Annotated in this window: 22 protein-coding genes; 19 read left to right on the top strand and 3 right to left on the bottom strand. The window is 37.3% G+C overall.

Features of this window, described 5'->3' with window-relative positions; translation table 11 throughout:
* The first annotated feature begins 122 nt into the window (after nt 1-122).
* From ruvC to CVT15_RS09765, 4 genes are all read left to right on the top strand, one after another.
* Nucleotides 123-602 carry a crossover junction endodeoxyribonuclease RuvC gene (gene ruvC, locus CVT15_RS09780; protein ID WP_087578096.1) on the top strand — a complete coding sequence of 160 codons (480 nt, stop codon included), beginning with the start codon at nt 123-125 and terminating at the stop codon, nt 600-602.
* Nucleotides 603-620: 18 nt separating this feature from the next.
* Entirely contained in the window at nt 621-1,310 is a 690-nt protein-coding gene (locus CVT15_RS09775; protein WP_103576782.1) for an MOSC domain-containing protein, read from the top strand.
* A gap of 135 nt (nt 1,311-1,445) precedes the next feature.
* The gene (gene luxS / locus CVT15_RS09770) at nt 1,446-1,961 is read left to right on the top strand and encodes an S-ribosylhomocysteine lyase (RefSeq protein WP_103576781.1); all 516 of its coding nucleotides are present in this window, start codon (nt 1,446-1,448) and stop codon (nt 1,959-1,961) included.
* Between the two features lies 1 nt (nt 1,962).
* Entirely contained in the window at nt 1,963-3,069 is a 1,107-nt protein-coding gene (locus tag CVT15_RS09765) for a DNA adenine methylase (RefSeq protein WP_103576780.1), read from the top strand.
* Nucleotides 3,070-3,118: 49 nt separating this feature from the next.
* Here CVT15_RS09765 and thyX read toward each other — a convergent pair whose 3' ends face one another.
* The 3 genes from thyX to CVT15_RS09750 all read right to left on the bottom strand — a co-directional run bounded on the left by thyX (nt 3,119) and on the right by CVT15_RS09750 (nt 7,822).
* Nucleotides 3,119-3,748 (bottom strand): FAD-dependent thymidylate synthase, encoded by a 630-nt coding sequence (thyX, locus tag CVT15_RS09760; protein ID WP_103576779.1) that lies wholly within the window; start codon nt 3,746-3,748, stop codon nt 3,119-3,121.
* Nucleotides 3,749-3,866: 118 nt separating this feature from the next.
* Nucleotides 3,867-6,335, bottom strand: coding sequence for a flagellar hook protein FlgE (gene flgE, locus CVT15_RS09755; protein ID WP_103576778.1), 2,469 nt, complete (start codon nt 6,333-6,335; stop codon nt 3,867-3,869).
* Between the two features lie 119 nt (nt 6,336-6,454).
* Complete coding sequence (locus CVT15_RS09750) at nt 6,455-7,822, bottom strand: Na+/H+ antiporter NhaC family protein (RefSeq protein ID WP_103576777.1); 1,368 nt, start codon at nt 7,820-7,822, stop codon at nt 6,455-6,457.
* A gap of 119 nt (nt 7,823-7,941) precedes the next feature.
* Here CVT15_RS09750 and pyrE point away from each other — a divergent pair, with 119 nt between their 5' ends.
* The 15 genes from pyrE to CVT15_RS09675 all read left to right on the top strand — a co-directional run bounded on the left by pyrE (nt 7,942) and on the right by CVT15_RS09675 (nt 23,590).
* Nucleotides 7,942-8,550 (top strand): orotate phosphoribosyltransferase, encoded by a 609-nt coding sequence (gene pyrE, locus CVT15_RS09745; protein WP_103576776.1) that lies wholly within the window; start codon nt 7,942-7,944, stop codon nt 8,548-8,550.
* Nucleotides 8,551-8,793: 243 nt separating this feature from the next.
* Nucleotides 8,794-9,483: a response regulator transcription factor gene (locus CVT15_RS09740; protein WP_072595294.1), complete on the top strand. Its 690-nt coding sequence runs from the start codon at nt 8,794-8,796 to the stop codon at nt 9,481-9,483.
* Nucleotides 9,473-10,900 carry a c-type heme family protein gene (locus CVT15_RS09735; RefSeq protein ID WP_084041977.1) on the top strand — a complete coding sequence of 476 codons (1,428 nt, stop codon included), beginning with the start codon at nt 9,473-9,475 and terminating at the stop codon, nt 10,898-10,900. The genes CVT15_RS09740 and CVT15_RS09735 overlap by 11 nt, the downstream gene beginning before the upstream one ends.
* Nucleotides 10,901-10,996: 96 nt before the next feature.
* The gene (locus CVT15_RS09730) at nt 10,997-13,063 is read left to right on the top strand and encodes a multiheme c-type cytochrome (protein ID WP_021090404.1); all 2,067 of its coding nucleotides are present in this window, start codon (nt 10,997-10,999) and stop codon (nt 13,061-13,063) included.
* A 44-nt stretch (nt 13,064-13,107) separates the two neighbouring features.
* Nucleotides 13,108-13,866 carry an FKBP-type peptidyl-prolyl cis-trans isomerase gene (locus tag CVT15_RS09725; protein ID WP_021090397.1) on the top strand — a complete coding sequence of 253 codons (759 nt, stop codon included), beginning with the start codon at nt 13,108-13,110 and terminating at the stop codon, nt 13,864-13,866.
* A 20-nt stretch (nt 13,867-13,886) separates the two neighbouring features.
* Entirely contained in the window at nt 13,887-14,558 is a 672-nt protein-coding gene (locus CVT15_RS09720; RefSeq protein WP_021090331.1) for a 4Fe-4S dicluster domain-containing protein, read from the top strand.
* 1 nt (nt 14,559) lies between these two features.
* The gene (gene nrfD / locus CVT15_RS09715; protein ID WP_103576775.1) at nt 14,560-15,525 is read left to right on the top strand and encodes an NrfD/PsrC family molybdoenzyme membrane anchor subunit; all 966 of its coding nucleotides are present in this window, start codon (nt 14,560-14,562) and stop codon (nt 15,523-15,525) included.
* Between the two features lie 14 nt (nt 15,526-15,539).
* Nucleotides 15,540-18,155 (top strand): cytochrome c biogenesis protein, encoded by a 2,616-nt coding sequence (gene ccsA, locus CVT15_RS09710; protein ID WP_103576774.1) that lies wholly within the window; start codon nt 15,540-15,542, stop codon nt 18,153-18,155.
* Nucleotides 18,156-18,163: 8 nt separating this feature from the next.
* Nucleotides 18,164-18,988, top strand: a complete 825-nt coding sequence (locus CVT15_RS09705) for a tetratricopeptide repeat protein (RefSeq protein WP_103576773.1) — start codon at nt 18,164-18,166, stop codon at nt 18,986-18,988.
* 73 nt (nt 18,989-19,061) lie between these two features.
* Entirely contained in the window at nt 19,062-20,183 is a 1,122-nt protein-coding gene (locus CVT15_RS09700; RefSeq protein WP_103576772.1) for a nitrous oxide reductase accessory protein NosL, read from the top strand.
* A 1-nt stretch (nt 20,184) separates the two neighbouring features.
* Complete coding sequence (locus tag CVT15_RS09695; protein ID WP_054197437.1) at nt 20,185-20,370, top strand: hypothetical protein; 186 nt, start codon at nt 20,185-20,187, stop codon at nt 20,368-20,370.
* Nucleotides 20,360-21,469 carry an ABC transporter permease gene (locus tag CVT15_RS09690; RefSeq protein ID WP_103576771.1) on the top strand — a complete coding sequence of 370 codons (1,110 nt, stop codon included), beginning with the start codon at nt 20,360-20,362 and terminating at the stop codon, nt 21,467-21,469. Before CVT15_RS09695 ends, CVT15_RS09690 begins: the two co-directional genes overlap by 11 nt.
* Nucleotides 21,466-22,134 carry an ABC transporter ATP-binding protein gene (locus CVT15_RS09685; RefSeq protein ID WP_103576770.1) on the top strand — a complete coding sequence of 223 codons (669 nt, stop codon included), beginning with the start codon at nt 21,466-21,468 and terminating at the stop codon, nt 22,132-22,134. Before CVT15_RS09690 ends, CVT15_RS09685 begins: the two co-directional genes overlap by 4 nt.
* Nucleotides 22,131-23,084 (top strand): hypothetical protein, encoded by a 954-nt coding sequence (locus CVT15_RS09680; protein WP_103576769.1) that lies wholly within the window; start codon nt 22,131-22,133, stop codon nt 23,082-23,084. The genes CVT15_RS09685 and CVT15_RS09680 overlap by 4 nt, the downstream gene beginning before the upstream one ends.
* A gap of 26 nt (nt 23,085-23,110) precedes the next feature.
* On the top strand, nt 23,111-23,590 hold the full coding sequence (locus tag CVT15_RS09675) for a hypothetical protein (protein WP_230853936.1): 480 nt from the start codon (nt 23,111-23,113) through the stop codon (nt 23,588-23,590).
* Nucleotides 23,591-23,788 lie beyond the last annotated feature (198 nt).

The following is a 23,788-nucleotide window of genomic DNA, read 5'->3' as shown; positions in this document are numbered from 1 at the left end:
ATTTTCATGCCTTAGATTTCGAGAATTTTTATAGTGATACTATCTTAATTTTAATAAAACCTTTGTTAAACTCTGACAAACTTTTTCACATCGTGAAAAAGTCGTGAAAAAGTATTGAAAAGATAGTGATGAAAATTTTAGGAATCGATCCAGGAACGAAGAATTGCGGTTATGCGATACTTGAAAAAACTAAATTTAAAACTACTCTTCTTGAAGCAGGACTCATAAAAATAAAACCAAACACACTTCAATATCAGATTACTGAGCTTTGCGAGGGGCTTGACCTCATCTTTAAAAATCATAAATTTGACGAGGTCGCGATCGAAGATATATTTTTTGCTTACAATCCAAAAACGGTTTTAAAGCTCGCTCAGTTTCGTGGAGCACTTAGCCTTAAAATTTTACAGCTTCATGGTGATTTTGCCGAGTATACACCACTTCAAGTGAAAAAAACTGTCACTGGCAAGGCCAAAGCTGACAAAGAGCAAGTGGCATTTATGGTGAAGAAAATTTTAGGCATAAACAAAGAGATAAAACCGCTTGATATAACCGACGCGATCGCGATCGCGCTAACTCACGCAAATAATTTAAGAATAAGCTAAAATTTTGATAGGAAAAAGATGGCAATAGTAAAAGCATTATTAATTGGCGAGGTAAAAAATTACGGCTCGCAAAGTGCGACTGACAAGCTAAATACACCTTGGAGCTCAGCTATATTTAAAGTGGCTCAAAATGGTGAAATTTTCGCAAATGAACTTGGATTTGTGGGCGATAGCGTCGCTGATACAAAGCACCATGGAGGCCCAGAAAAAGCTATATTTGCAAATTCGTTTTCAAACTATGCCCAGTGGGAGAAATTTTTGGGATTTAAAAATTTAGCTTATGGAGCTATGGGTGAGAATTTATGCATTGGCGGTCTTGATGAGAGTAGTGTCTGTGTAGGTGATATACATAAAATCGGCTCACTAGTTCTTCAAGTATCGCAGCCAAGAAAGCCTTGTTTTAAGCTCTCAAAAAGATGGGGCAATGAAAATATGGCTACTCACATCTTTGAAACTGGCTTAACTGGCTGGTACTACCGCGTCATCACTCCAGGATCATGCAAGGCAGGTGACACCATAGAGATCATCAAAAAGGATGAAGTTGGCATGAGCATTTTGGAGGTAAATAGGCTCTTTTGCGCACCAAATGAAAATTTAAATTTACTAGAGAAATTTAACTCTCTTACCACTCTTCCAAAAAGTTGGTATGGTGACATGGAAAGACGTATTCAAGGTATTTATAGTACAGAATATATGAGAAATTTATAATAGTAAGTAAAATTTTTATTATTTTGATACCCACAAACATTCAAATATTACAAGGCTTATGTGAAATTTTGCATGAGCCTTTAAATTTTTAAACATTTTTTACGATAGAATTACCAAAAATTTAAAGGAGAAGATATGCCATTACTTGATAGTTTTTGTGTAGATCATGTAAAAATGCAAGCCCCAGGAGTAAGACTAGCAAAAAGTATGAAAACGCCAAAGGGCGATGATATCAGCGTTTTTGACTTGAGGTTTTGCAAGCCAAATGAAGAAATTTTGCCAGAAAAAGGTACTCACACATTAGAGCATTTGTTTGCTGGCTTTATGAGAAACCACCTAAACGGCAATGGCGTGGAGATCATTGATATATCGCCGATGGGCTGTAGAACTGGCTTTTATATGAGTGTGATCGGCATACCTAGCGAAGAAGCCGTAAAAAAGGCATGGTTAGCCTCTATGAAAGATATTTTAGAAGTCAAAGACCAAGATAAAATCCCAGAGCTAAATAAATTTCAATGCGGTACTTACAAGATGCACTCACTTGATGAAGCACACGCCATAGCAAAGAAAATTTTAGATCACGGCTTAGTCATCATAAACAACGATGAGATCAAGCTTGACGTTGATGCTATGGGACTAAAAAAGCACTGATTTGAAGCCAATAAAACAAGAAAATCAAGCCTATCTAAAAGAGCAAATTTTAACCTATCTTGGTAATAAACGCTCTCTTTTAGGCTTTATAGATCTAGGCGTAAAATACGCAAAAGACGAGCTTAAAAAAGATAAGCTTAGCTGCTGCGACCTCTTTAGTGGAAGTGGCGTGGTGGCTAGGTTTTTAAAACAAAATAGCGAATTTTTAGTCGCAAACGACTTGGAGTTTTATAGCTTTATCACAAACTCATGCTACCTGCAAAACGCCACAAATGAGCTAAGAAATGAGATAAATTTCTGGCAAAAAAAGCTTGAAAAAGAGATAGAAAACAACCTTTTTGAGGGCTTTATAACAAGGCTTTACGCCCCACAAGATGATAAAAATATTACCGAGGGTGAGAGGGTTTTTTATACTAGAAAAAATGCCATTTTTATTGATACAGCAAGAAGGCTCATAGATGAGTTAGTGCCAGCTGAAATGAAAAATTTCTTCATAGCTCCACTTCTTTATAATGCAAGCGTGCATGCAAATACAAGTGGAATTTTTAAAGGTTTTCATAAAAATAAAGAGGGCATCGGTCAGTTTGGTGGCAGGGGACAAAATGCCATCTCAAGGATCACTTCTGATATAAATTTGACTAAGCCAATTTTTTCAAATTTTAGTGTGCCATTTGAGGTCTATCAAAAGGATGCAAATTTGCTCGCAAAAGAGCTTGATGGGCTTGATCTAGTCTATCTTGATCCGCCATATAACCAGCACCCATACGGCTCAAACTACTTCATGCTAAATCTCATCGCAAGCTACGAAGAGCCAAGTAAAATTTCAAAAGTTTCAGGCATTGCAAAGGATTGGAACAGATCAGTCTTTAATAAAAAATCATCAGCAAGCGAGGCATTTTTCGAGCTGATAGCAAATTTAAAGTCGAAGTTTGTTCTGATTTCATTTAACTCGGAAGGCTTTATCAACCAAGATGAGTTTGATAAAAATTTAAACAAAATGGGCAAGGTTCATCTGCTTCGTAAAAAATACAACGCCTACCGTGGTAGCAGAAATTTAAAAGCTAGAAATATCCACGTAGACGAACTTCTTTACATTTTACAAAAGTAAATTTGCCTATTTCATCACTTCTAAACCACAAACCGCACTAACATAAGTGTTAGTTTGACTCATCATCTGGCAAACATCTCTCAAATATAAATTTATGCTCATCAGGTAAGGCAGAGTAGATGGCATTTGCTAAATTTCTTATCTCCCAAAGGGCTGATTTTGAGCTTCTTAAAGAGATGAAATTTTGCAAGCTTCTAGCGTTTATACTCCATGTAAGCTCAGTTTTATAGCACTCTGGCAAGCAGTATTTAACTATATCAAGGCTTTTTGTAGTTGAGGCTAAAATTTCACGTAAATTTTCAAGTGCTTTTATGCTTGCGTTATCGACTAGCTCGTCATTTGTTAGTACGATAAATTTAGCCGCACGTTCAAACTGCCCTACTTCAAATTTCTCCTCTTTTTTTAGCTCTTTTAGCGTGTAGCGAGTTGATTTGACGCTTAGACTTGCCAAGCGGTGACGAGCTAGCTCTTGAAGTAGCGCACGAGAGATACCTTGGATGTAGAAGTTGTAGTATAGGTGCTCTAAGGTCGAGGCGTGTTTAAATTTATTGCCTACTCTATCTATTAGCTCAACATCTTTTTCGCCACCGTTATCGCTTTTATCAAAGCTTTGCCAGCATGTGCGGATAGCGTGAGAGCAAATATTTAGTGGAGTGTGATTTAGTAGTGTTACTTGCATTTTTTCTCTTTTGTAAAATTTTTTAACATTTTACAAAAAGAAGGCTGATTTTATTTGTAAATTTAAAGCATAAATTTCAAAGGGAGGCAAACGCTCCCTTTTGTAAAAGTCTTAGTTATTATTGTTTTAATTGAAGAAGTGTATTTAGCATCTCGTCACTTGTTGTGATCGTTTTTGAGTTTGCTTGGAAACCTCTTTGGATTACGATAAGATCTGTTAGCGCACGGCTTAGATCGACGTTACTAGCTTCAAGTTTTGAAGCTGCGATCGTTCCCTTATCGCCTGTACCAGCTGCACCGATAACTGCCTCGCCTGAGTTTGCGGTTTGTGAAAAGACATTTCCACCCTCGCTTTGAAGACCTTCGTTGTTTGTAAAGGTAGCAAGTGCTACTTTAGCCAGGCCAAAGCTTTGACCATTTGAAAATGAGCCTATTATCGTTCCAGTCTCATCTATTTTTATGCCGTTTAATGTGCCGCCTGTGTAGCCATCTTGCGAGATTGATTCAGTTGATGAGTCTTTATCAAAGCTTGTTAAGCCGTTAAAGTCAGTTCCAAGACCAAAATTTAAACTAATGTTTTGGCCACTTTGTGAGCCGTTGTTAGCTGAAAATGTTATCGTTGCTGGGTGGAAACTTGCAAGTGAGCCATTTGCGTTAAATCTAGCTGTTCCAGTTATAACGTTATCCGGGCCTTCGCCTGTGTAGTTTATCTTAGCTGGTTCTGGTACTTGTATAACCATACTCCACTCAGTTCCACCATCTGTTGTAGTGCCTGTCTTTGTCCATTTGATACTAACTGTGTGTTTTGAGCCAAGTGAGTCAAAAATTTCTGCCGTTGAGCCGTGGCTTGACATCATCATCTTTCCACTTGCTCTTAGAGCTTGGCCCGGGCTTAGTGCGCCATCAAGTGCTTTCATAATAGTTGTAAGTCTAACATTTTCATTTATAGCTGAATTATTTGTACCTTGAGCTGGCTTTGTAAGAGCAGTTGTTGTCATATAAAGGGCTTGATCAGCTATTTCGTTTGTTGGGTTTTCTAGTTGAAACTGGCCTAATTTATTTACAGTAACCTTTACACCATCGTTTGTATCATCACCTGCAAGTGCTTGAAGTGCCGCTACACCAGCTGCATGACCAGCAGCTTGCTTTTGATCCACCGTACCAGTTGTATTATTATAAGCAGTGGTATAAGCAGTGGTATAAGCTGTTCGATATGCAGTGTTAGTTATGGCTGCCCCGCCAGTCCCAGGCGCTATTCTATGTGCTGCGGTTGCTAGTTTTGCAGCGTCAAGTGCATCTGAGTTTGCGTTTATTTGGCCATCTCCGTTGTAGTCAACGTGGTTTCTAGCATCTTCTTGCATAGCAGCGCGAAGATCTTCTGTTGTTGTTACTTGTCTTGCGATTTTATCGTTATTTGGGTGAACAGCTGTTGTTTGTGAGCTTGTATAGACATATTGATAAGCTGTGATGATATCTTTATCAGCTAAACCAGTAACAGTATTTCCACCATTTAATTTTAGATGGATATTTTTTGTCTCTTCAGTAGTGCCTGAGTTGTTTCTATTTATAAGTGTTAGTTTATTGCCTTCTGAAATTTCAGCTCTAACGCCAGTTTTATTATACTGAGCATTGATCGCAGCTGCAACATCACTGATACTTGATATTGCATTATCTTGAGATTTGATGTTTGTGCCATTTATTGTGATATTAAGTGTTGCTTTTGGATTTATCTGTCCGATACTTTGTGGTAATCCACTTCCTACTGTAAATTTTTCAGTTTTAGCATTTGCATAGCTTACCCAGATACCTTGTCCATCTCTTAAAGCAAGGCCATTTCCAAGCTCATCAAATGTAACACCAAGATCGACACCACGCTCTGTTAAGCTTTGTTCTTTTCTTGAGTTCGTATAAAACTCATCGTTATTTGTATCATTCTCGTTATGGACTTCGTTTGCATTTAAAATTCCGTCATTGTTATAGTCACGTCCGCCAGCAACAGAGTCTAGTGAATAAATAGGAGTGCTTCTTTGGTCGATGGTGTTGCCTGAGTCAAGGTTGCCTTTTATCTTTACTTCTGTTGTCGCTCTTGCTGGAGTAGTAAGACCCTCTTTGATCACAATATTTTTTATCGGTCCAGTTGAGTCGATAGTGCCAGTCTCTTCATCTCTTGTCCAGCCTTGAACGATATAACCACTATTGTTTACAAAATTTCCAGCTTTATCACGGACAAAGTCACCATTTCTTGTATAGTATCTTGTTGTTCCGCCATCTGGAGATACGACGAAGAAACCATTTCCTTGAAGTGCAAGGTCTGTTTGCTTATCAGTAGATGTTAGTGTGCCTTGTGAGAAAATTCTTGTAGTTGAGTTTATAGTCGTTCCTAGACCTATTTGCATAGCATTTTGACCGCCTAGCTGACCTTGTGGAGCAGTAGCGACTCTTGGAGTTTGGCTTAGTATATCAGCAAAATTTGCACGGTTGTATTTATAACCATAAGTATTAACGTTTGCGATATTGTTGCCTTCTACGTCCATGGCTATCTGGTGGGCTTGTAGGCCTGAAACACCAGACCAAAGTGATCTCATCATTGACTTATCCTTTTTGCATTTTAAATTTTTATATTTTTTTAAAAGCAAAAGATGTTCCAAAATTTATATTGATAAAAAGTAGAAGAAAAAAAGAAATTTGGCGTTAATTACGCCAAATTTTATCCAAGTATCATAGCTCCAACGATGCCACCGATGATAAGTGGGATATTGAAAAATATAAATGTAGGTACACAAGTATCATATATGTGGTTGTGCTCACCATCAGCATTTAGACCGCTTGTTGGCCCAAGTGTGCTATCGCTTGCAGGACTTCCAGCATCTCCTAGAGCCGCAGCTATGCCAACTAACAAGATGATGGCTGGTACGCCAAAACCAAGGCTAACGCATAGTGGCACGTAGATAGAAGCTAAGATAGGAATCGTACCAAAGCTAGTGCCTATGCCCATCGTGACTAAAAGACCGATAAGAAGCATCAAAAATGCTCCGCCTATCTTACCGCCAGATACCAAGCTAGCGTATTTTACAAGCTCGTCTATTCCACCACTCTCTCTTAAGATAGTGCCATAACCTGCAGCAACTAGCATGATAAAAGCGATAAATCCCATCATAGCAAGGCCATTGTCCATGATCTTATCTACTTTTTTATACTCTATACCGCCAAAAACAACCATAACCAAAAGTCCAAGTAGTGCGCCAAGAGGTAGCAGCTCAGTATAAATTTGCACACCAAAAGCCACAACTGCACCAGCTAAAACCGCCCACTCTTTTTTAGTCATCTCAAGGCTTTTTGCGCGCTCGATCTCATCAAGCTCTTCTTTTTCGAATTTTGAAGTTTTATAAGCTCTTTTTTTGCCGTAAAAAAGTATGGCAAGGATAAGTCCGATAAGCATCGAAGCACCACCTATCCACATAACAGAAGAGATATCAGAAATAGATGTGGTTATGCCGTTATTTGCTAGCTCTTTTTTTAAGATATTGTGAAAAAGCAGACCAAAGCCAACGCTAAGGCTTACATAAGGTGCTTGAAGACCAAATGTCAAAGCACAAGCCACTGCACGTCTATCTATCCCCATTTTGTTCATAATAGCAAGAAGTGGTGGGATCAAAATAGGTATAAAAGCTATGTGAACTGGGATTAAATTTTGAGATAAGCACGCTATAAATGCGATGGTTAGTGTAAAAATCACTTTATTTGAGCTAAGGAATTTACTCAAAGCGTTTATCAAGATAGCAGTTAAATTTGTATTTGCGATGGCGGCTGCTAAAGCACCAAGCAAAATATAACTAAGTGATGTCTCAAGATTGCCTTGCATACCGCTTATAAGGCTTTGTGTAGTCTCTTTTAGGGCTGTAAAGAGGCTATCTATCCCACCTGCAATACCACTTTCAAATCCACTAAATCCATGCTTATACATTACTCCCGCAACAAGAGCAGAGATAAGGATAGAAAGCAAGATGTTAAAGCGCAATAGACAAAGTATCGTCATTATCAAAATGCTAAAAACAACAGGGTTAAATATAAGCATGAGCGTCCTTTTTGTGAGTGTTGAGAGATTATACAAATGTGTGGCTTATTAAATTTTAAAAAGAGTGGCTTAAGTGGGCTTGTGTTAAGATTTTGAGTAAATTTTAAAAGGAAAAAACGATGGATTTAGAGAAAATTTATAAAGAGGCTGGGGCATATTTGGAGGGACATTTTTTACTAAGCAGTGGCAATCACTCGCAGTTTTATCTCCAAAGTGCAAAGGTGCTTGAAGACCCAACTTTGGCTGGAAAGCTAGCTGACGAGCTTGCTCGTGTGATAGAGAAATTTGACATTAAATTTGATAGCGTTTGCTCGCCTGCACTTGGAGGAATTTTAGCTGGCTATGAGCTAGCTCGCGCAGCAAAGAAGCGATTTATATTTACAGAGCGAGTTGAAAAGGTAATGAGTCTTAGGCGTGGTTTTGAGGTAAAAAAGGGTGAGAAATTTATCGTTTGTGAGGACATTATCACGACTGGCGGCTCGGCACTTGAAGCAGCACGTGTGATAGAGAGCCTTGGCGGTGAGGTAGTTGGCTTTGCAGCACTTGCGAACCGTGGCTTTTGTAAGGTTACAAATTTAGACAATAAGGCTAAGCCAAATGCCAAACTACCAAGCGATAAGCCGTTTTTTGCTTTAGGAAATTTTGAGTTTGAAATTTATGAGCCTGAGCATTGCCCACTTTGTAAAAATGGAAGCAAAGCGATCAAACCTGGAAGCAGAGGCAACTAAAATTTATACTATAAATATAGCTATCTTTCTTTTTCAAATTGATTGATAGCTAAAATCTTTAGAAAAATCCAAAAATAGTTCTCATATAAAATTTTAATCAAGACTTCAAATCACTTCAGCAAAAATTTATAGTTTAATTTTTAAAAGTAATCTGTCTTTTATATTGGTATGAATTATTTTTTAGATAATCTTATTTTTTAAGCTACCAAGTGATAATATCTGCTCAAAAAGCGAGATGAAGCTATGCAAGAATATGATATTTTAGACGTTTTATCAAACAAAAAGGTCCTTTGCCTTGAAGATGAAGAGGCGATTTTAAAAAATATTTGTGCTTCTTTGGAACTATTTTTTGCCGAAGTAAATGGCGTAACAGATGGCTATGATGCACTTGAGCTAGCGATGAGCGATGCTTATGATGTTTTGGTGCTTGATATAAGCGTGCCAAATATCGATGGTCTAGAGATCGCTAAAAAAGTAAGAACTATAAATCAAAAAATTCCTATCGTGATCTTATCAAGCCACGTCGAGCAAGAGTATTTGTGGAGAGCTGTTGAGTTAAAGATCACAAGATATCTTGCAAAGCCATATGATAAAAAGTCATTTATAAAAGCCCTAGAAGACGTTGCTTTAGAGCTTGTTGGACGCAAGCCGACTCTTAGGCTAAATGATGAATTAGAATACGATTTTGGTAAAAAAGTACTTTATATAAATGGTGAAATTTCTCATCTAAGTAAGAGTGAAAGTAGGCTTTTAGAGTATTTTTTAAACAACAAAAATCAAACTATAACTTATGAACAAATTTTTGATTATATTTGGGAGTATGAGCAGCCAAGTAAAGAGGCGATAAAGACGATCGTAAAAGAGCTTAGAAGGAAGCTTGGCAAAGATGTGATTAAAAATTTATACGGTGTAGGTTATCTTTGTGAAATATAAATTTCAGCTAATCGTAAGTGTTTTTATCTTTGTTTATCTCTTAATATCCGCACTTGTTTTAAATTTTTATAATAATCTTGCAATGAAAGATGCCAAAAAAGAGGCGTATTATGTGCTTGAGAGTATAAATTCTGTAAGAGAGTACATCGCAGGCGTTCAGCGTCCGCTAATAGAGCAGCTAAAGCGTGATGGCATTATAAAAGAGGATTTTTTTGACGAGAGATTGCTCTCATCTTCATATATAAGCCGTGAAATTTATAATATCCAAAAGAAAAAATACAATCTTGATTTTGACTACAAGCTAGTCGCTATGGCGCCTTTAAATAAAGCTCATGAGCCAAATGAATTTGAAGCGCAGGTGTTAAGAGGCTTTAAAGAGAATAAATTTAGTGAGTTTTCAAAGATTATAAAAGATGAAAACGGCTCACAATTTTTTGTAGGGCTTCCTATAAGAAGTCAAAATACATCTTGCCTAGCCTGTCACAATAGCGAAAGTGCTCCAAAACAGATGTTAGATCGTTATGAAATTTCAAATGGAAAAATTTCTGAAGCAAGTGAGATGATGGCAATGCTATCTTTTAAAATCCCACTACGTGCCATTTTTTCTTACCATTTAAAAGAGGTTGTCATCATAATGAGCGCGATAGCCTTTGTGTTTGGGATATTTTTGCTACTTGTTTATAAGATGCATAGGCGTGGTGAAGAGAGCAAAAGACAGACTGAGCAGCTAATGATACATCAAAGCCGCCTAGCCTCAATGGGCGAGATGATAGGCAATATCTCACATCAGTGGAAACAGCCTTTAGCTCAAATCAGCTCAGCTTTAATAAATTTAGAGCTCTATCAGGAGCGAAAAAAGCTTGATGAAGCAAAAATTTATGAGTTTATAGAAGAGACTAGCAAGCAGATAAATTTTATGTCTGAAACGGTTGATGATTTTAAAAACTTTTTTAAGCCAAATACTTTAAAAAGGGAGTTTAGCGTAGAGGAAGTGATAAATCAGACTATAAAAATTCTAAATGCCTCACTTAAGAAATATCAAATAGAAATAGAGATCGATATAAGAGAAAATTTTACGATTTTTGCAAATTTTAATGAAATAATCCAAATTTTAATAAATATTATAAATAACGCAAAAGATGCATTTAAACAAAGCTATGTAAAGCCAAGAGTAATAAAAATTTATACTTTTATAAAAGATAATCGTAAAAATTTATGCGTGCAAAATAATGCAGGAGCGATAAAGACTTCGTTTTTAAAAGTTATCTTTGAGCCACACTTTAGCACAAAAGAGTCTGGCAGTGGGCTTGGTCTATATATGAGTCGGCTAATCGCTAACAAAAATAACGCGCTAATCTTTGCTAGAAATGTAGATGAAAATAGTATTACATTTACAATTAGTTTTGAAAATTTATAATTTATTAAAATTCCCCCTTTTCTACCCTTTTTTGGTGTTAGTATTATCAGTATGAAATCATTTTGATTTTAGGATAAAAAATTTAAAGGAGGGCACATGAGAAATCTACAAAAAGCCTTAGCTGGTTTGCTCATGGGTGTTAGCATCTTCGCTTCACAAGCCTGTTGCGAAGAGCATAATATGCAGATGTCCGATAAAGCACGTGATGTTATCGCAAATCCTAAAGGCACACTGCAAAGTAGAGGCGTTATCTCCTTGCAAGACTACGTTGTAGAAGAGCAAGAGATGTATAACTGGTTATTTAAAAACCACCCTATTTTTACAAAATATGGTGGTAAAACCGTCGGTAAAATGGTCGTTCACGACCGTGGCTTAGAGTGGCTTGCCGAGGGACATGGCTTTGATATGTCAAAGCTTAGTAAAAGAGATGGCGGTAAGGGCTATAGCTCTATGATGTATAGAATTCCAGCCACTTCATCACTTCAGTTTCCTAACAAATTTGTAGGACCAGAAAAGTGCGGTGAGTGTCACCCAGCTCAGTATGAGGTCTGGAGCAGATCTCGCCACGCAACTACTATGCGTTTCCCTGGTGAGCACCCAGAGGTTAATAACAACCTAACTGAGCCAGTATTTGACAAAGATACGGCTTCTATCCTTCCAAAAGGTATCACTCCAGATGTTATCTACGCAACTGTTGGTCACTTAAGAACCAAAATGGGCTACGTTGATGCGTGGCTACTTCGTGGTACTTACTACGTTGAGGGCGGTTTGCTAAGAGATGGTACAGGTCAGATCGTAGCTGGTGGTAACCAATGGCAAAGAACATGGGCGTTAAATTTAGACGACGCAACTGTTAAAAAGATAAAAGAGCTTGTTCCAGAATTTCCTGGCACGCTTGAAGAGTATGGCGACAATGGCGGATATGTTAGAGGTCTAGCTTCATACGCCGCAAAACATAAAAAATCAATGTTTTTCCAAGCAAACTCATCATATTGTGAAGTTTGTCACCCAGTTAAATTCGATTTCAAATCAAAAGCAGAATTTTACGCAGCACTTGGTAATGCTAAAGAGCTTCAAAAACACACTATCTCAAAAGGCGTAAGCTGTGAGGAGTGCCACGGAGCTGGCGGTCACCTTGATGGAGCTACAAATTTTAGAACATCAAACTGCGAACGCTGCCACCAAAGATTTAACTTTAGTCCAGATCTAGCTCGTGCTAATCCTCTTAATAACGGCAAGCTTGATCTATCACTTAGCTCTAAATTTAAATCAATGGGACCAGGATGTGGTTCTGAAGGTTCACAATCATACTTTACAGCTCACTATGACAAAGGTATGAGATGTGTTACTTGTCACGATCCACACGACAACACAGGTCCAGTTGTAGGCGATAAGAGCGTAACAGGTATGAACTATAACTCAGAGCAAGGCTATCTAAGCTCATTCTATACTAAGCCAAAAATTAGAAAAGAGTGTAAAGATTGCCACGAGACTCAAGCATATATCGCATCTAAAGCAGATACTCACAAAGACAACACTTGTGCATCTTGCCACATGCCATTTATGATGAGTTGTGAGAATTTCTATGCTGTTCAGTTCCAAGACAACGCTGGCTTTGATACTCAAAGAAGATCTCACATCTGGAAGATTATGGTTGATCCAAAAGAGAAATCTCTAGTACCAGGCGATGCTGCTAAAGGTCCAAGAGATGCTAAAGATTGGCACTTTGAGAGAGATAAAAATGGCCATAACTACGTTGACTTGATGTGGGCGTGCGCTAGAACATCTTGGGCTGATAAAGATATGAAAGATACCAAAGGCTGCCACAGCCCAGTATTATCTGAGCTAAAACCAACACTTCACTTCAAAAACCAAAAACAAGTTTATGATGAAGTTATGGGATGGCAAACTCCAGTTAAGAATGAATTCTCTGAAGTTAAGATTGGTATTGAAGGGCTTTACTCACTACTTGAGACTAAAAAACTTGATGCAAGTGATAAAGTAAGAGTTTATGAGCTAATTCAAAATGCTCAAGAGATCATCGATATGGTTGAAAAAGATGGTTCGTGGGGTATGCACGGATTTAAATTTACTAAACAAAAACTCGATGCATCAAAAGAGTATATAAAAGAAGCTCAAAGAATTTTGAATAAAAATTTATAGCATTTAGGGGCTAGTTTTAGCCCCTTTAATATTAAGGGTTTGATATGAAAAATAAGGTTTTAAAATTTACGCTACTTCTTAGTTTAAGTGCTTCTGGTTTGCTTGCAAATGTAGATTCAAATGAGTCTTATGCTATGGGAGCAACAAGTGGTGGATATGTTTTAAAAGGGTTACTTGAACAAAAACAAATAGGTATTAGCTACGATGCTGAGGCCGTTATCAAAGGTTTTAGTGATGCACTAAAAGGAGAGCTAAAACTAAGCGATGATGAGATAGCAAAGCTACTAAACAAAAGAGCTGAAAATTTAGACAAGATAGTAAAAGAAAAAGAAGCTGCCATACTTAAAGAGAATTTAAAGCAAGGCAAGGCTTTTATGGATAAAAATGCAAAAAATAAAAATGTAAAAACGACAAAATCAAAATTACAATATGAAATTTTAAAATCAAGCAAAAAAGGAGCAACTCCAAAACAAGAGAGTATCATCATAGCAAACTACAAAGCTAGCTTTATCGATGGTAAGGTCTTTGATGAGACAAAAGAGGCTCCAGCTCATCTTTCTATGCTAAATTTGATCCCAGGTCTTGAAGAGGGCTTAATGCTCATGAAAGAGGGCGATAAGTTTAAATTTGTTATCCCGCCAGAACTTGCGTATGGCAATAGCGGCATGGAGGGCATACCTGGAGGCGAGACTATTGTTTTTGAGATAGAGCTTGTTAAGGTCTTAAAGCCAGGTGAATTAGCCGAGGCTGCAAAGAAAATTCATGAAAAAGAACTAAATGAGGGCATTAAAAAGCCTCATTAAGATAAAAAATGGAGTTAAAAATGCAAAATCAAAAAAATAGAAGAGCCTTTTTAAAAAGCATGGTAGTTGTGGCTGCTGGTGCTGGTGCGGCAAGTAGTGGTTTTGCTTTTAAGAGTGAAGAAAGTGTAAAAAAACCACACTTTGGTATGATATTTGACCAAAATAAATGTGTTGGCTGTACAGACTGCGAGATAGCTTGCAGAAAGGTAAATTTAGTCCCAAAAGGACAGATGAGACTTTTTATAGAAGATAAGACTAATCCTAAAAATTTACTCGATAAAAGATTTGTAAGAGTATCTTGTCAACAGTGCGTCGATGCGCCTTGTGTAGCTGTTTGTCCGACCAAGGCTTGTCATAAAGACGAAAAAACTGGCATACAAACTACAAATATAGATGATTGTATCGCCTGTAAATACTGCATCGTAGCCTGTCCATATGACGTGAGATATATCGATAAGGTTACGCACTCAGCTCAAAGCTGTAACTTTTGCGTAGATACAAATTTAAAGGACGAAAAAGAGCCAGCTTGCGTAGAAGCTTGTAGATATGAGGCGATCGTCTTTGGTGACCTTAACGATGAAAATTCGCACATCAGCAAGCTACTAGCCGTAAAAGATAGCATAAGGCTAAGAGCAGAGCTTGGCACAAAACCAAGTCTTAGATATATTCCTAAAGTAAAAATGGGGGTGTAAGATGGATGGTGCATTAAATTTTACTGCAACATTTTCGCATGGAGTAGAGTGGGGCTGGCCGATCGCTGTTTATCTTTTGCTAGCTGGTATGAGTGGTGGAGCGCTAATCGCTGCCATACTTTTAAAACACTATAAAAAGCAAGAGAGCTTTAGCCCATTTTTTAAGGCTGCTTCGCTTTTAGCATTTGTTAGTATCATGCTTGGTATGGTTTGCCTGATAGCTGATCTTGAAAAGCCGCTTTTATTTTGGAAAATTTTGATTAATTATAATTTCACATCAGTTATGTCTATCGGTGTTGCTGGACTTTGTGTATTTATACCGCTTAGCTTTTTGATGTGCCTTTATGCATTTAATGATGAAATTTCAAATTTCTTAGCCAAAAGTTTAAAATCCTTTAGCACTCTTTTTGCATTAATAATGAAAATTTTAATACCGCTTTATCCATTTTTAAGTCGTATTTGTCTTATTTTTGCTGTAATAATTTGCGCTTATACTGGATTTTTGATCTCAGTTTTGATTAGATTTCCACTTTTAAACACAGCTGTGCTTCCAGCTTTATTTATAGCTTCAGGACTAAGTGCTGGTATAAGTGGCAGTAGCTTGGTTGCAGCAGTTTTATTTAAAGAAGATCCACATTCAAGCGACCTTCATTCGCTTCATAGCGTAGAATTTAGCGTTTTGGGAGCTGAAATTTTACTCATTTTAATGCTTTTTGTATCGCTTTTACTTGGTTCAAGTTATCAGCAAAATGCAGCTGTTGCTTTTTATAGTGGCGTTTGGGCAAATTTCTTTTGGCTTGGTGTTGTGCTAGTTGGCTTTATTGTGCCTTTTGTTTTAAATTTTGCATTTGGCAAAAAAGTAGCTAGTCTAAAATTTAGCTTTTATATCAGTTCATTAGCGGCTGTTATCGGTGTTTTACTGCTTAGGGTGTTTATACTTTATGCGGGACAAACTTATAGCATTTAAAGCAGAGGCGAGCGATGAGAATTTTAAATATCTACCGCTTGTCTTTGATATTATTATTTATTCTTGCTTTTGGTGCAGGACTCGCGACTTTTTTAGAAAATTTTTATGACACACAAACGGCCAGAATGCTTGTTTACGAAGCGCTTTGGTACGAGTGTGTTATGTTTGCTTGCACCATTTGTTTAGCCATTAGTATCGTAAAAACCAAGATGTATAAAAAATTTGGCGCATTTTTGATACATCTTGCTTTTATCGTTATCTTCATCGGGGCTGCACTTACAAGGTATTTTGGCGAAGAGGGCGTTATGCATCTTAGAGCTCTGCAAAGCTCAAATGTAATGCAAAGCGTTAAGCCTTATCTTAGAGTCGAAATGCTTGGAGAAAATTTTAGTTATCCATTAAAATTAAGCTTATTTGGTAAAAACGACTTTGAGTTTAAAAATTTTATAGTTGGCAAAGAATTTATAATTAACTTACTTGAGTATAAAAAAGACGAGAAAAATGCTCCAGCTACGCTTAGTTTAGAGATAAGTTTTAACGGCGAAAAAAAGAGTGTTAAGCTAAAAGGCGGAGCTGGATATGAGCTGGAGCCTAGTGTGCTAAGTTTTGGTGGACAAGAGGCGAAATTTTACTTTAGCTCAAAGGCCTTAAATTTACCATTTTCATTAAAGCTTGACGAGTTTATTTTAGAGCGATATGCAGGGCTAAATACTCCATCATCTTATACAAGTAAAGTAAGTATCGCTGGCAACAAGTACGACATCTCGCTAAATAATCCACTAACGATTGATGGCTATAAAATTTTTCAGTCTTCATACGATCCTGACGAGCTTGGAAGTGCTTTTGAGATCAGCCGTGATCCTGGCAAAATCCCAACTTATATAGGATATTTTTTGCTTTGCGTTGGCTTTGTGGCAAATTTATTTAGCAAAAAGAGCCGATTTTTTAGGCTGCTAAATTTTATAAAAGGTTCGCAAATCGCATTTTTGGCTATTTTGCTTTTAAATGCTACTCCAAATTTTGCTAATGAAAATAATAAAAATTTAGAGGCACATGCAAGCAAATTTGCCAAAATTTTGACTCAAGCTGATAGTAGAATCGCTCCAGTAAGCTCTTACTCAAGAGCTGTGATAAGTAAAATTTCAACCAAAACTACGCTATTTGGGCTTAGCAGCGAGGAGCTAATGCTATCTTTTGCCATCTCGCCAAAAGAGTGGATGGATAAAAGGATAGTAAAGATCACAAGTGAGCGTGTGGGCGAGCTTTTGGGAGTTAATGAGAAATTTGCTAGTTTTAACGATGTCTTTAACGAAAATGGCGAGTATAAGCTGGCTAAATTTGTAGAAGTTTCAAATGAAAAATCCGCCTCTAAAAGAGATAAATTTGATAACGATGTCATTAAATTTGACGAGAGGCTAAATATCTTATACCTTGCACTAAAGGGAGAAATTTTAAAATTTATACCAGCTAAAAATGGCGATAAATTAACATGGCTAGGCGTAAATGAAGCCTTTGGCTCAAGCGAAATTTCAAGTGAGCTTAAAAGCGTTTTAGGCACTTATATAGAAAATTTAAGCCCTTGCGTAAAAAGTGGCGAGTGCAAAGAGGCTGATAGGAATTTGGAGAAAATTTCAAGCTATCAAAGAAGCACTCTAGGCTCTCTTGCGCCAAGCGAGGCAAAGGTGGAGCTTGAAGTGCTTTATAACCAAATGGAAATTTTTAAATTTCTTATATATTTTTACATGATTCTTGGACTAGTTTCGCTCGCTCTTGGTTTTTATAGGCTATTTTCTGGAAAGAAATTTAGATTTGAAAGCGCATTAAGCCTTGCATTTTATTTTGGCTTTGCGGTGCATTTGTTAAATTTAGCTCTTCGTGCTTATATCTCAGGACATGCACCTTGGAGTGATGCTTATGAGAGCTTAGTGTATATCTCGCTTGCAAGTGTACTAGCTGGAGTTTTATTTTTTAGAAAGCAAAGCTTTGCACTATCGGCTGCGTCGCTCTTTGCGGCTATATCTTTGCTGGTAGCTCATTTAAATTTTATAAATCCGCAAATAACAAATCTAGTCCCAGTTTTAAAGTCATTTTGGCTTAGTGTGCATGTAAGTGTCATCACGGCAAGCTATGGCTTCTTGGGCTTTAGCTTTGTGCTTGGGCTTCTTGGGCTTCTTTTAATGGCTATAAAAAATCAAAAAAGCGAGCAAAAGCTTAGTGAGCAGATAAGATACCTCGCTGCAACTGATGAGCTAAGCCTCATCATAGGACTTAGCTTGCTAACTATTGGAAATTTTCTTGGCGGCATCTGGGCAAACGAGAGCTGGGGCAGATACTGGGGCTGGGACAGCAAAGAGAGCTGGTCGTACATTACGATAATTATTTATGCCATTGCGCTTCATTTAAGATTTATCCCAAGATTAAAAAATATTTTTACCTTTTTAGTAGCTAGTGTACTCTCTTTTGGTTCAGTTATTTTTACCTATTTTGGTGTAAATTTCTATCTAAGCGGACTTCACTCATACGCAAATGGCGATGGATTTAGCGTTTCAAATTTGCTTTATTTGTTTTTAACGCTCTTGGCTTTGCTAATCGCCTTTGCTTATAGAGGTAAGGATATAAAAGAGATTTAGGAGATATGATGAAAAAGAGTTTGGTTTTATTGTTTGCTTGTTTGGGACTATTAAATGCTGGCTATATCAAAGAGGCTTTAAACGCAAAAGAAGATCACAACAAGCTAGCACAAATTTATGAAGACGCTTGCGATAAAGAGAAAAAGGCGTCAGGAAGCTACAATCTAGCTGTGCTTTACAGCAGAGGCGATGGCAACGTCAAAAAGGACGAAGCAAAGGCAGCAATGCTTTATGAAAAAGCTTGTGATCAAAACTTCTCTATGGCTTGCAGCAATCTTGGCTACGCCTATGAAAAAGGCAAAGGCGTGGAGAAAGACCTAGCAAAAGCAGTTAAATTTTATGAAAAGGCTTGCAAGGATAATGAGGGTTGTACAGAGCTTGGCTTGCTTTATGCAAATGGCACCGGCGTGACAAAGGATCTTAAAAAGGCAAAAGAGCTTTACGAAAAGGCTTGCAAGGCAGGTGATGGCATAGGATGTAGCAACCTTGGCTATCTATACGCGCAGGGTGAAGGTGTAGAAAAAGACTATGCAAAAGCCAAAGCAAACTACGAAATGGCTTGTGCAAACGAAGCTGGCATAGGGTGTGATAATCTTGGATTTTTATATGTTTATGCACAAGGCGTTGATCAAAACCTCACAAAAGCCACAAAACTTTATGAGCAAGCGTGTATATATGGATATGAAAAGGGCTGCAATAATTACGCTATCATGCTAGCTGAAGGTAAAGGCGTAAAAGAAGACGTGGAGAAAGCACGTGAAATTTTTACTAGAAGCTGCAAAAATGGCTTAAAAGAAGCGTGCGAGAATTTAGAAATTTTAGGAAAGCATTGATGCTTGATAAAGTTAGCCCAGTGGCATTTAAAGCTTATAAATATAAAAATAAAAAATACTAAAGGAGATAATTATGATTTTACGTTCTATCTTGAGTTCAGCACTACTAGCAACCATACTTTTTAGTGCTTCTACAAATGAACAAGCCGTCAAAATGAAACCGATGTTTCAAAGCGTGGATCCTAGCAAGGCTACACTAGTAGGAAATGGCGAGGGCAAGGAGTATTGTGCTGTTTGTGGAATGAATTTGGTTAAATTTTATAAGACTAATCACGTATATAACGGCAAGCAAGTAGCATCACTTCACTGCTTATATGAGCTAACAGAAGGCAAGATCCCAAGCGACGCACAAGTTGTAGATACTAAAAATCTAAATTTGATCGATGTAAATAAAGCCTTCTATGTCGTTGGCAGTAGTGTTAAAGGCACAATGACTAGAAATAGCAAATACGCCTTTTCAACCGAGGCTGACGCAAAAGAATTTCAAGCAGAAAACGGCGGAGAGATAATGAATTTTGCTAAAGCTTACGAGATCGCTGGACAGGATTTCGAGGGTGATAATAAAATGATAAAAGCTAAACGTGAGGACGGCGTTTACGCACATGGTAAGGAATTTTACGAGGCAAACTGCGATAAAACTGATCCAAAAAGCTTTAAAGCTATCTCTGAGCTAAAAGCTCATCTTAAACAAGTATGTGACTCAAAAGAGGCCAGCAAAGCTCCAGAGTACGACAAACACCTACAAGCTGCCGCTTTGTATCTATGGGACGCTCCGGCAAATTTAAGCTCGAGCAATCAAGTCTCAAAACCTAAACAAGAAATAAAAAAACCTGAGAGAATAGTCGTACCAAAGGGCACAAGATGTGCGGTATGTGGCATGCTTGTCAAAAATTCTCCATGGGCAACACTCATCAAAGCAGATGGCAAGGATTATTATTTTGATGGTGTAAAAGATATGGCACAATTTTACTTTGCGGATGGCAAAATGAAAGATGCTTATGTGAGTGATTATTACACGCTAGAAAAGCTTGATGCAAAAGATGCGTTTTATGTTCATGGCTCAAACGTTTATGGACCAATGGGTGATGAGTTTATCCCATTTAAAGATGAAGCAAAGGCAGAGAACTTTTTAAAAGATCATGCTGGCAAAGGTGTCATAAGATTTGACGAGATAAAGAATTTTATCGGTAAATAGTGTGAAATTTCTAGTTTTTTTGGCGTTATTTTTTGGACTTTCTTATACGCTTTTAGCGGCACACTATCTTAGCTTTGATCATAAAGCAAAGCAAGATGAGCTAAGAGAAATTTCTAAGATAACAAGAGCAAATGCTGCTTTTAGTTTTAACCAAAAGGGGCAAAAAGGCTTTGTCTATGATAGGTAAAAATTTTATAAACTATGCTGTGGTTCTGCTTTTTAAAGATAGGAAGGATCACCTTTTTAGCTTTTGCCTCTTTGCACTCATTATCTTTGTGCTAAGCTCGGTACTTTTTATCTCTGGATCGATCCAACATGATCTTATAAATTTAGTAAAAGATAGATCAAGTATCGTAGTAAGCGCATTTCGTGCTGGCAAAAATGATCTCATGCACCCTGGCTATATCTACGACATCTCAAAGATTGATGGCGTGGCTGACGTTAGGGGTGTAGTTGATGGAGAGTACTACTTCGTTCAAAAGCGTGTTTGGTTTCATCTATATGAAGATGATAGCTTAAAAGAGGATGAGATGATCGTCGGAGAAGGTGTCAAGGCAGCGATGAATGAGCTTTACTACGATGAGAGCTTTAATTTTTTGACTGAAGAGCGCATGATACCAGTAAAGATATTAAAGACCATGCCAGCACAAAGTGGCTTAATCTCAAATAACGCTATATTTTTGCATCCAAATACGCTAAGGGCTATCTTAAATTTAAAAGATGAAGAGTATACAAAGCTCTATGTTGAGGTGCCAAATACCGATGAGATCAGTGAAGTAGCTTTAAAGATAGAGAATTTATATCCAAATTCTTTCGCTCTTAGTATAGAAGATGAGGTGGCTAAAGTTAGGCACCTTTACTATTATAAGGGTGGAATTTTTATGAGCATTTACGTTAGTGTTATGCTCATATTCTTTGTCTTGCTTAAAAACCAAATTTCACTTGCCTATGGTAGTAAAAAGCGCGAAATAGCTATTTTAAGAAGCATTGGTTTTTGTATAAAAGACATTATATTTTTAAAATTTATACAAAATTTCATCGTTAGTGTTAGTGCTTTTTTACTTGGTGTTATGCTGGCTTATCTCTTTGTTTTTGTATTAAACGCTCCACTTCTAAAAGGAATATTTTTAGGTGATGAGCTTTTAAATTTTATAGATTTCACGCCTATTTTAGAGTTTGATAAGCTCTTTTTGATCTTTGTTTTTGGTGTGATACCATTTTTGGCGTTTGTGCTCATACCTTCATGGAGAGTAGCAAGTAGTGACATAAATGAGGGGCTAAAATGATAAATATAAGAGGTGTTAGCCTAGTTTATAACCAAAACAAACAAAATGAGTTTTGTGCTTTAAAAAATATAAATTTAGATATTAATGACGGCGAGCTAGTGATACTAAAAGGCATTAGTGGAAGCGGTAAAAGTACCTTGCTTTCGCTTATCGCCCTACTTCAAAAGCCAACTAGTGGAGAAATTTTAATAGATGGCACTAACATTGCGAAGCTGCCTGATGCTTTTTGCTCTGAGCTTAGACACAAAAGGCTTGGACTTGTCTTTCAAAATTTTAACCTTATCGAGGGCTTAAGTGTCTATGAGAATTTACTAGCTCCATTTGCTCTAACAAATTTCAAGGCAAATGTGCGAGATGAGATGATAAAAAAGGCTCTAAGCCTAGCAAATATCTCTCATAAAAAAGATGAGAACGTATCAAATTTAAGTGGTGGCGAGCGTCAAAGATGTGCGGTAGCTAGGGCTTTATCTATGGATGCTAAAATCATCTTGGCTGATGAACCAACGGCAAATTTAGACAGACAAAACGCACGTGCATTTTTAGGCTTGCTAGAGTCTTTTAAAGCTCTAAAAAAGAGTATTATTGTCGCTACTCACGATAGTATTTTTGATGAGCTAAGTGCAACAGATAGGGTTGTTTCTTTACAAAACGGAGAGATAGTATGAGTGTCTTTTTATCAAACGCCGTTATTGCCTTTTTATTAGCGGAGTTTGTACTGTTAGTTTTGATGAGTATTTCGCTCTTTTACGTCGTTAGGATCGTGAGGTCGTGGGACTACAACGCACTAACATCGCTTCAATACTCGCTTGAAAAACAAAACTATCTTGTAAATACGATCTTGCTTTTTTGCGTCTGTATCAAGATCGTATTGTTTATATTCTTTGCACTTTGCCTAAATGAACTCTCTGACATCGTACCTGGTGCCATGTGTTCAGCTGGCGTGATCGGCTCAAATAAATTTGGTGGCATATTGATGCTCACTAAAATTTTACTGATCTTTGGGCTTGGTATCTGGCTGGTTATAAACAAACTCGACTTGCAGGCTCTAAATTTCCCTTATCTAAAGAAAAAATATGCCATTTTCATCTGCCTTTTTGTTATGATACTACTTGAGCTTGGTATAGAAATTTCGTTTTTTTACAATATCCCACTAAAAGTACCGGTCTTTTGCTGCTCTGTCACTTTTCAAGCCCCAAAGCTACCATTTGGCTATACAAATTTTGGCTTAGTAAGCGCATTTTACGTGTTATTTTTTGTCATTTTGGTGCTAAATTTCTTAAAGCAAAGTATGGCGAGCTTTGTGGCAAATTTGTTGTTTTTGGTGCTTAGTTACTACGCCATCACCTACTTTTTTGGCCTTTATGTTTACGAGCAACCAAACCATAAATGCCCATACTGCATGCTAAAAGGCGACTATTTTTACGTTGGCTACCTTATCTGGGGCAGTTTGTTTCTCGGTGTATTTTACGGTCTTATGCCGTATCTTGTTGAGATCATTACAAAGACAAACTACTCACACAAGCTTAAATTTTCATCGATCTGGCTAGGAGTTTGCGTGCTGATATGCTCGCTTTATGTACTCAAATACTATTTGCTAAGAGGATTTTTATTTTGATAAAGCAAATTTTTTCTTTGTGTTTGTTGGCTCTAGTTTTAGCCGTACTCGCCTATAATGCCGACATAAGCGACGATAAAATTTTAGTTTTAAATAACGGCAAATCAGAGCCGATCGAGCAACTTACGCCAAATAAATTTATATGTTATGAGAGTAGGACGCTTATCGCTGATAACAACGACACAGCCCAAGCCATCATGCCAAATGGCGACATCTACTTCTTTAACGACATCACAAATTCTTTCATCTGGTATATGGCGCAAAAGAGCAAAGATAAGATCAAGTTATATGTCTATTCAAGAGATACAAACCGCTACATCCTAGCGCAAGATGCCTGGTACTCGAGGGTCGATATCACGCCGATGGGATATGGCATAGGGGCGTATGAGTTTCACACTTACGGCATAAATGACAACTACTTTAAAGAGGTCTTACTATACGCAGCACGTGGTGAGACGCTACTAAATCCATACATAAACATCTTGCTTTCAGAAAATAAGATATAAATTTGCGAAGCTCTAAATTTGTTAGAGCTCGCTAGGTTGTTTTTGGTATTAAAAGCCTTTTTCATTTAGTTTTTTGTAAAAATCGTACCCTTTTTGATCTTCTAAATCACAACAATCATCATCAGCTCATCCATTACAAATTTTTAATTGTTTTGCTGCTATTTTTATAGTTTTCTCTTATGCAAAAACCAATACCTA

This window comes from Campylobacter concisus, assembly GCF_003048595.2.
In the GTDB taxonomy this organism is placed as follows: Bacteria; Campylobacterota; Campylobacteria; order Campylobacterales; family Campylobacteraceae; genus Campylobacter_A; species Campylobacter_A concisus_L.
This window is presented reverse-complemented; position numbering and strand designations above follow the sequence as displayed.

Excerpts from the sequence above, each read along its gene's own strand:
- CVT15_RS09775 (WP_103576782.1), top strand. The coding sequence starts at position 621 with ATGGCAATAGTAAAAGCATTATTAATTGGCGAGGTAAAAAATTACGGC.
- luxS (WP_103576781.1), top strand. The coding sequence starts at position 1,446 with ATGCCATTACTTGATAGTTTTTGTGTAGATCATGTAAAAATGCAAGCC.
- thyX (WP_103576779.1), bottom strand. The coding sequence starts at position 3,748 with ATGCAAGTAACACTACTAAATCACACTCCACTAAATATTTGCTCTCAC.
- flgE (WP_103576778.1), bottom strand. The coding sequence starts at position 6,335 with ATGATGAGATCACTTTGGTCTGGTGTTTCAGGCCTACAAGCCCACCAG.
- CVT15_RS09750 (WP_103576777.1), bottom strand. The coding sequence starts at position 7,822 with ATGCTTATATTTAACCCTGTTGTTTTTAGCATTTTGATAATGACGATA.
- pyrE (WP_103576776.1), top strand. The coding sequence starts at position 7,942 with ATGGATTTAGAGAAAATTTATAAAGAGGCTGGGGCATATTTGGAGGGA.
- CVT15_RS09740 (WP_072595294.1), top strand. The coding sequence starts at position 8,794 with ATGCAAGAATATGATATTTTAGACGTTTTATCAAACAAAAAGGTCCTT.
- CVT15_RS09730 (WP_021090404.1), top strand. The coding sequence starts at position 10,997 with ATGAGAAATCTACAAAAAGCCTTAGCTGGTTTGCTCATGGGTGTTAGC.
- CVT15_RS09725 (WP_021090397.1), top strand. The coding sequence starts at position 13,108 with ATGAAAAATAAGGTTTTAAAATTTACGCTACTTCTTAGTTTAAGTGCT.
- CVT15_RS09720 (WP_021090331.1), top strand. The coding sequence starts at position 13,887 with ATGCAAAATCAAAAAAATAGAAGAGCCTTTTTAAAAAGCATGGTAGTT.
- nrfD (WP_103576775.1), top strand. The coding sequence starts at position 14,560 with ATGGATGGTGCATTAAATTTTACTGCAACATTTTCGCATGGAGTAGAG.
- ccsA (WP_103576774.1), top strand. The coding sequence starts at position 15,540 with ATGAGAATTTTAAATATCTACCGCTTGTCTTTGATATTATTATTTATT.
- CVT15_RS09705 (WP_103576773.1), top strand. The coding sequence starts at position 18,164 with ATGAAAAAGAGTTTGGTTTTATTGTTTGCTTGTTTGGGACTATTAAAT.
- CVT15_RS09700 (WP_103576772.1), top strand. The coding sequence starts at position 19,062 with ATGATTTTACGTTCTATCTTGAGTTCAGCACTACTAGCAACCATACTT.
- CVT15_RS09690 (WP_103576771.1), top strand. The coding sequence starts at position 20,360 with ATGATAGGTAAAAATTTTATAAACTATGCTGTGGTTCTGCTTTTTAAA.
- CVT15_RS09685 (WP_103576770.1), top strand. The coding sequence starts at position 21,466 with ATGATAAATATAAGAGGTGTTAGCCTAGTTTATAACCAAAACAAACAA.
- CVT15_RS09680 (WP_103576769.1), top strand. The coding sequence starts at position 22,131 with ATGAGTGTCTTTTTATCAAACGCCGTTATTGCCTTTTTATTAGCGGAG.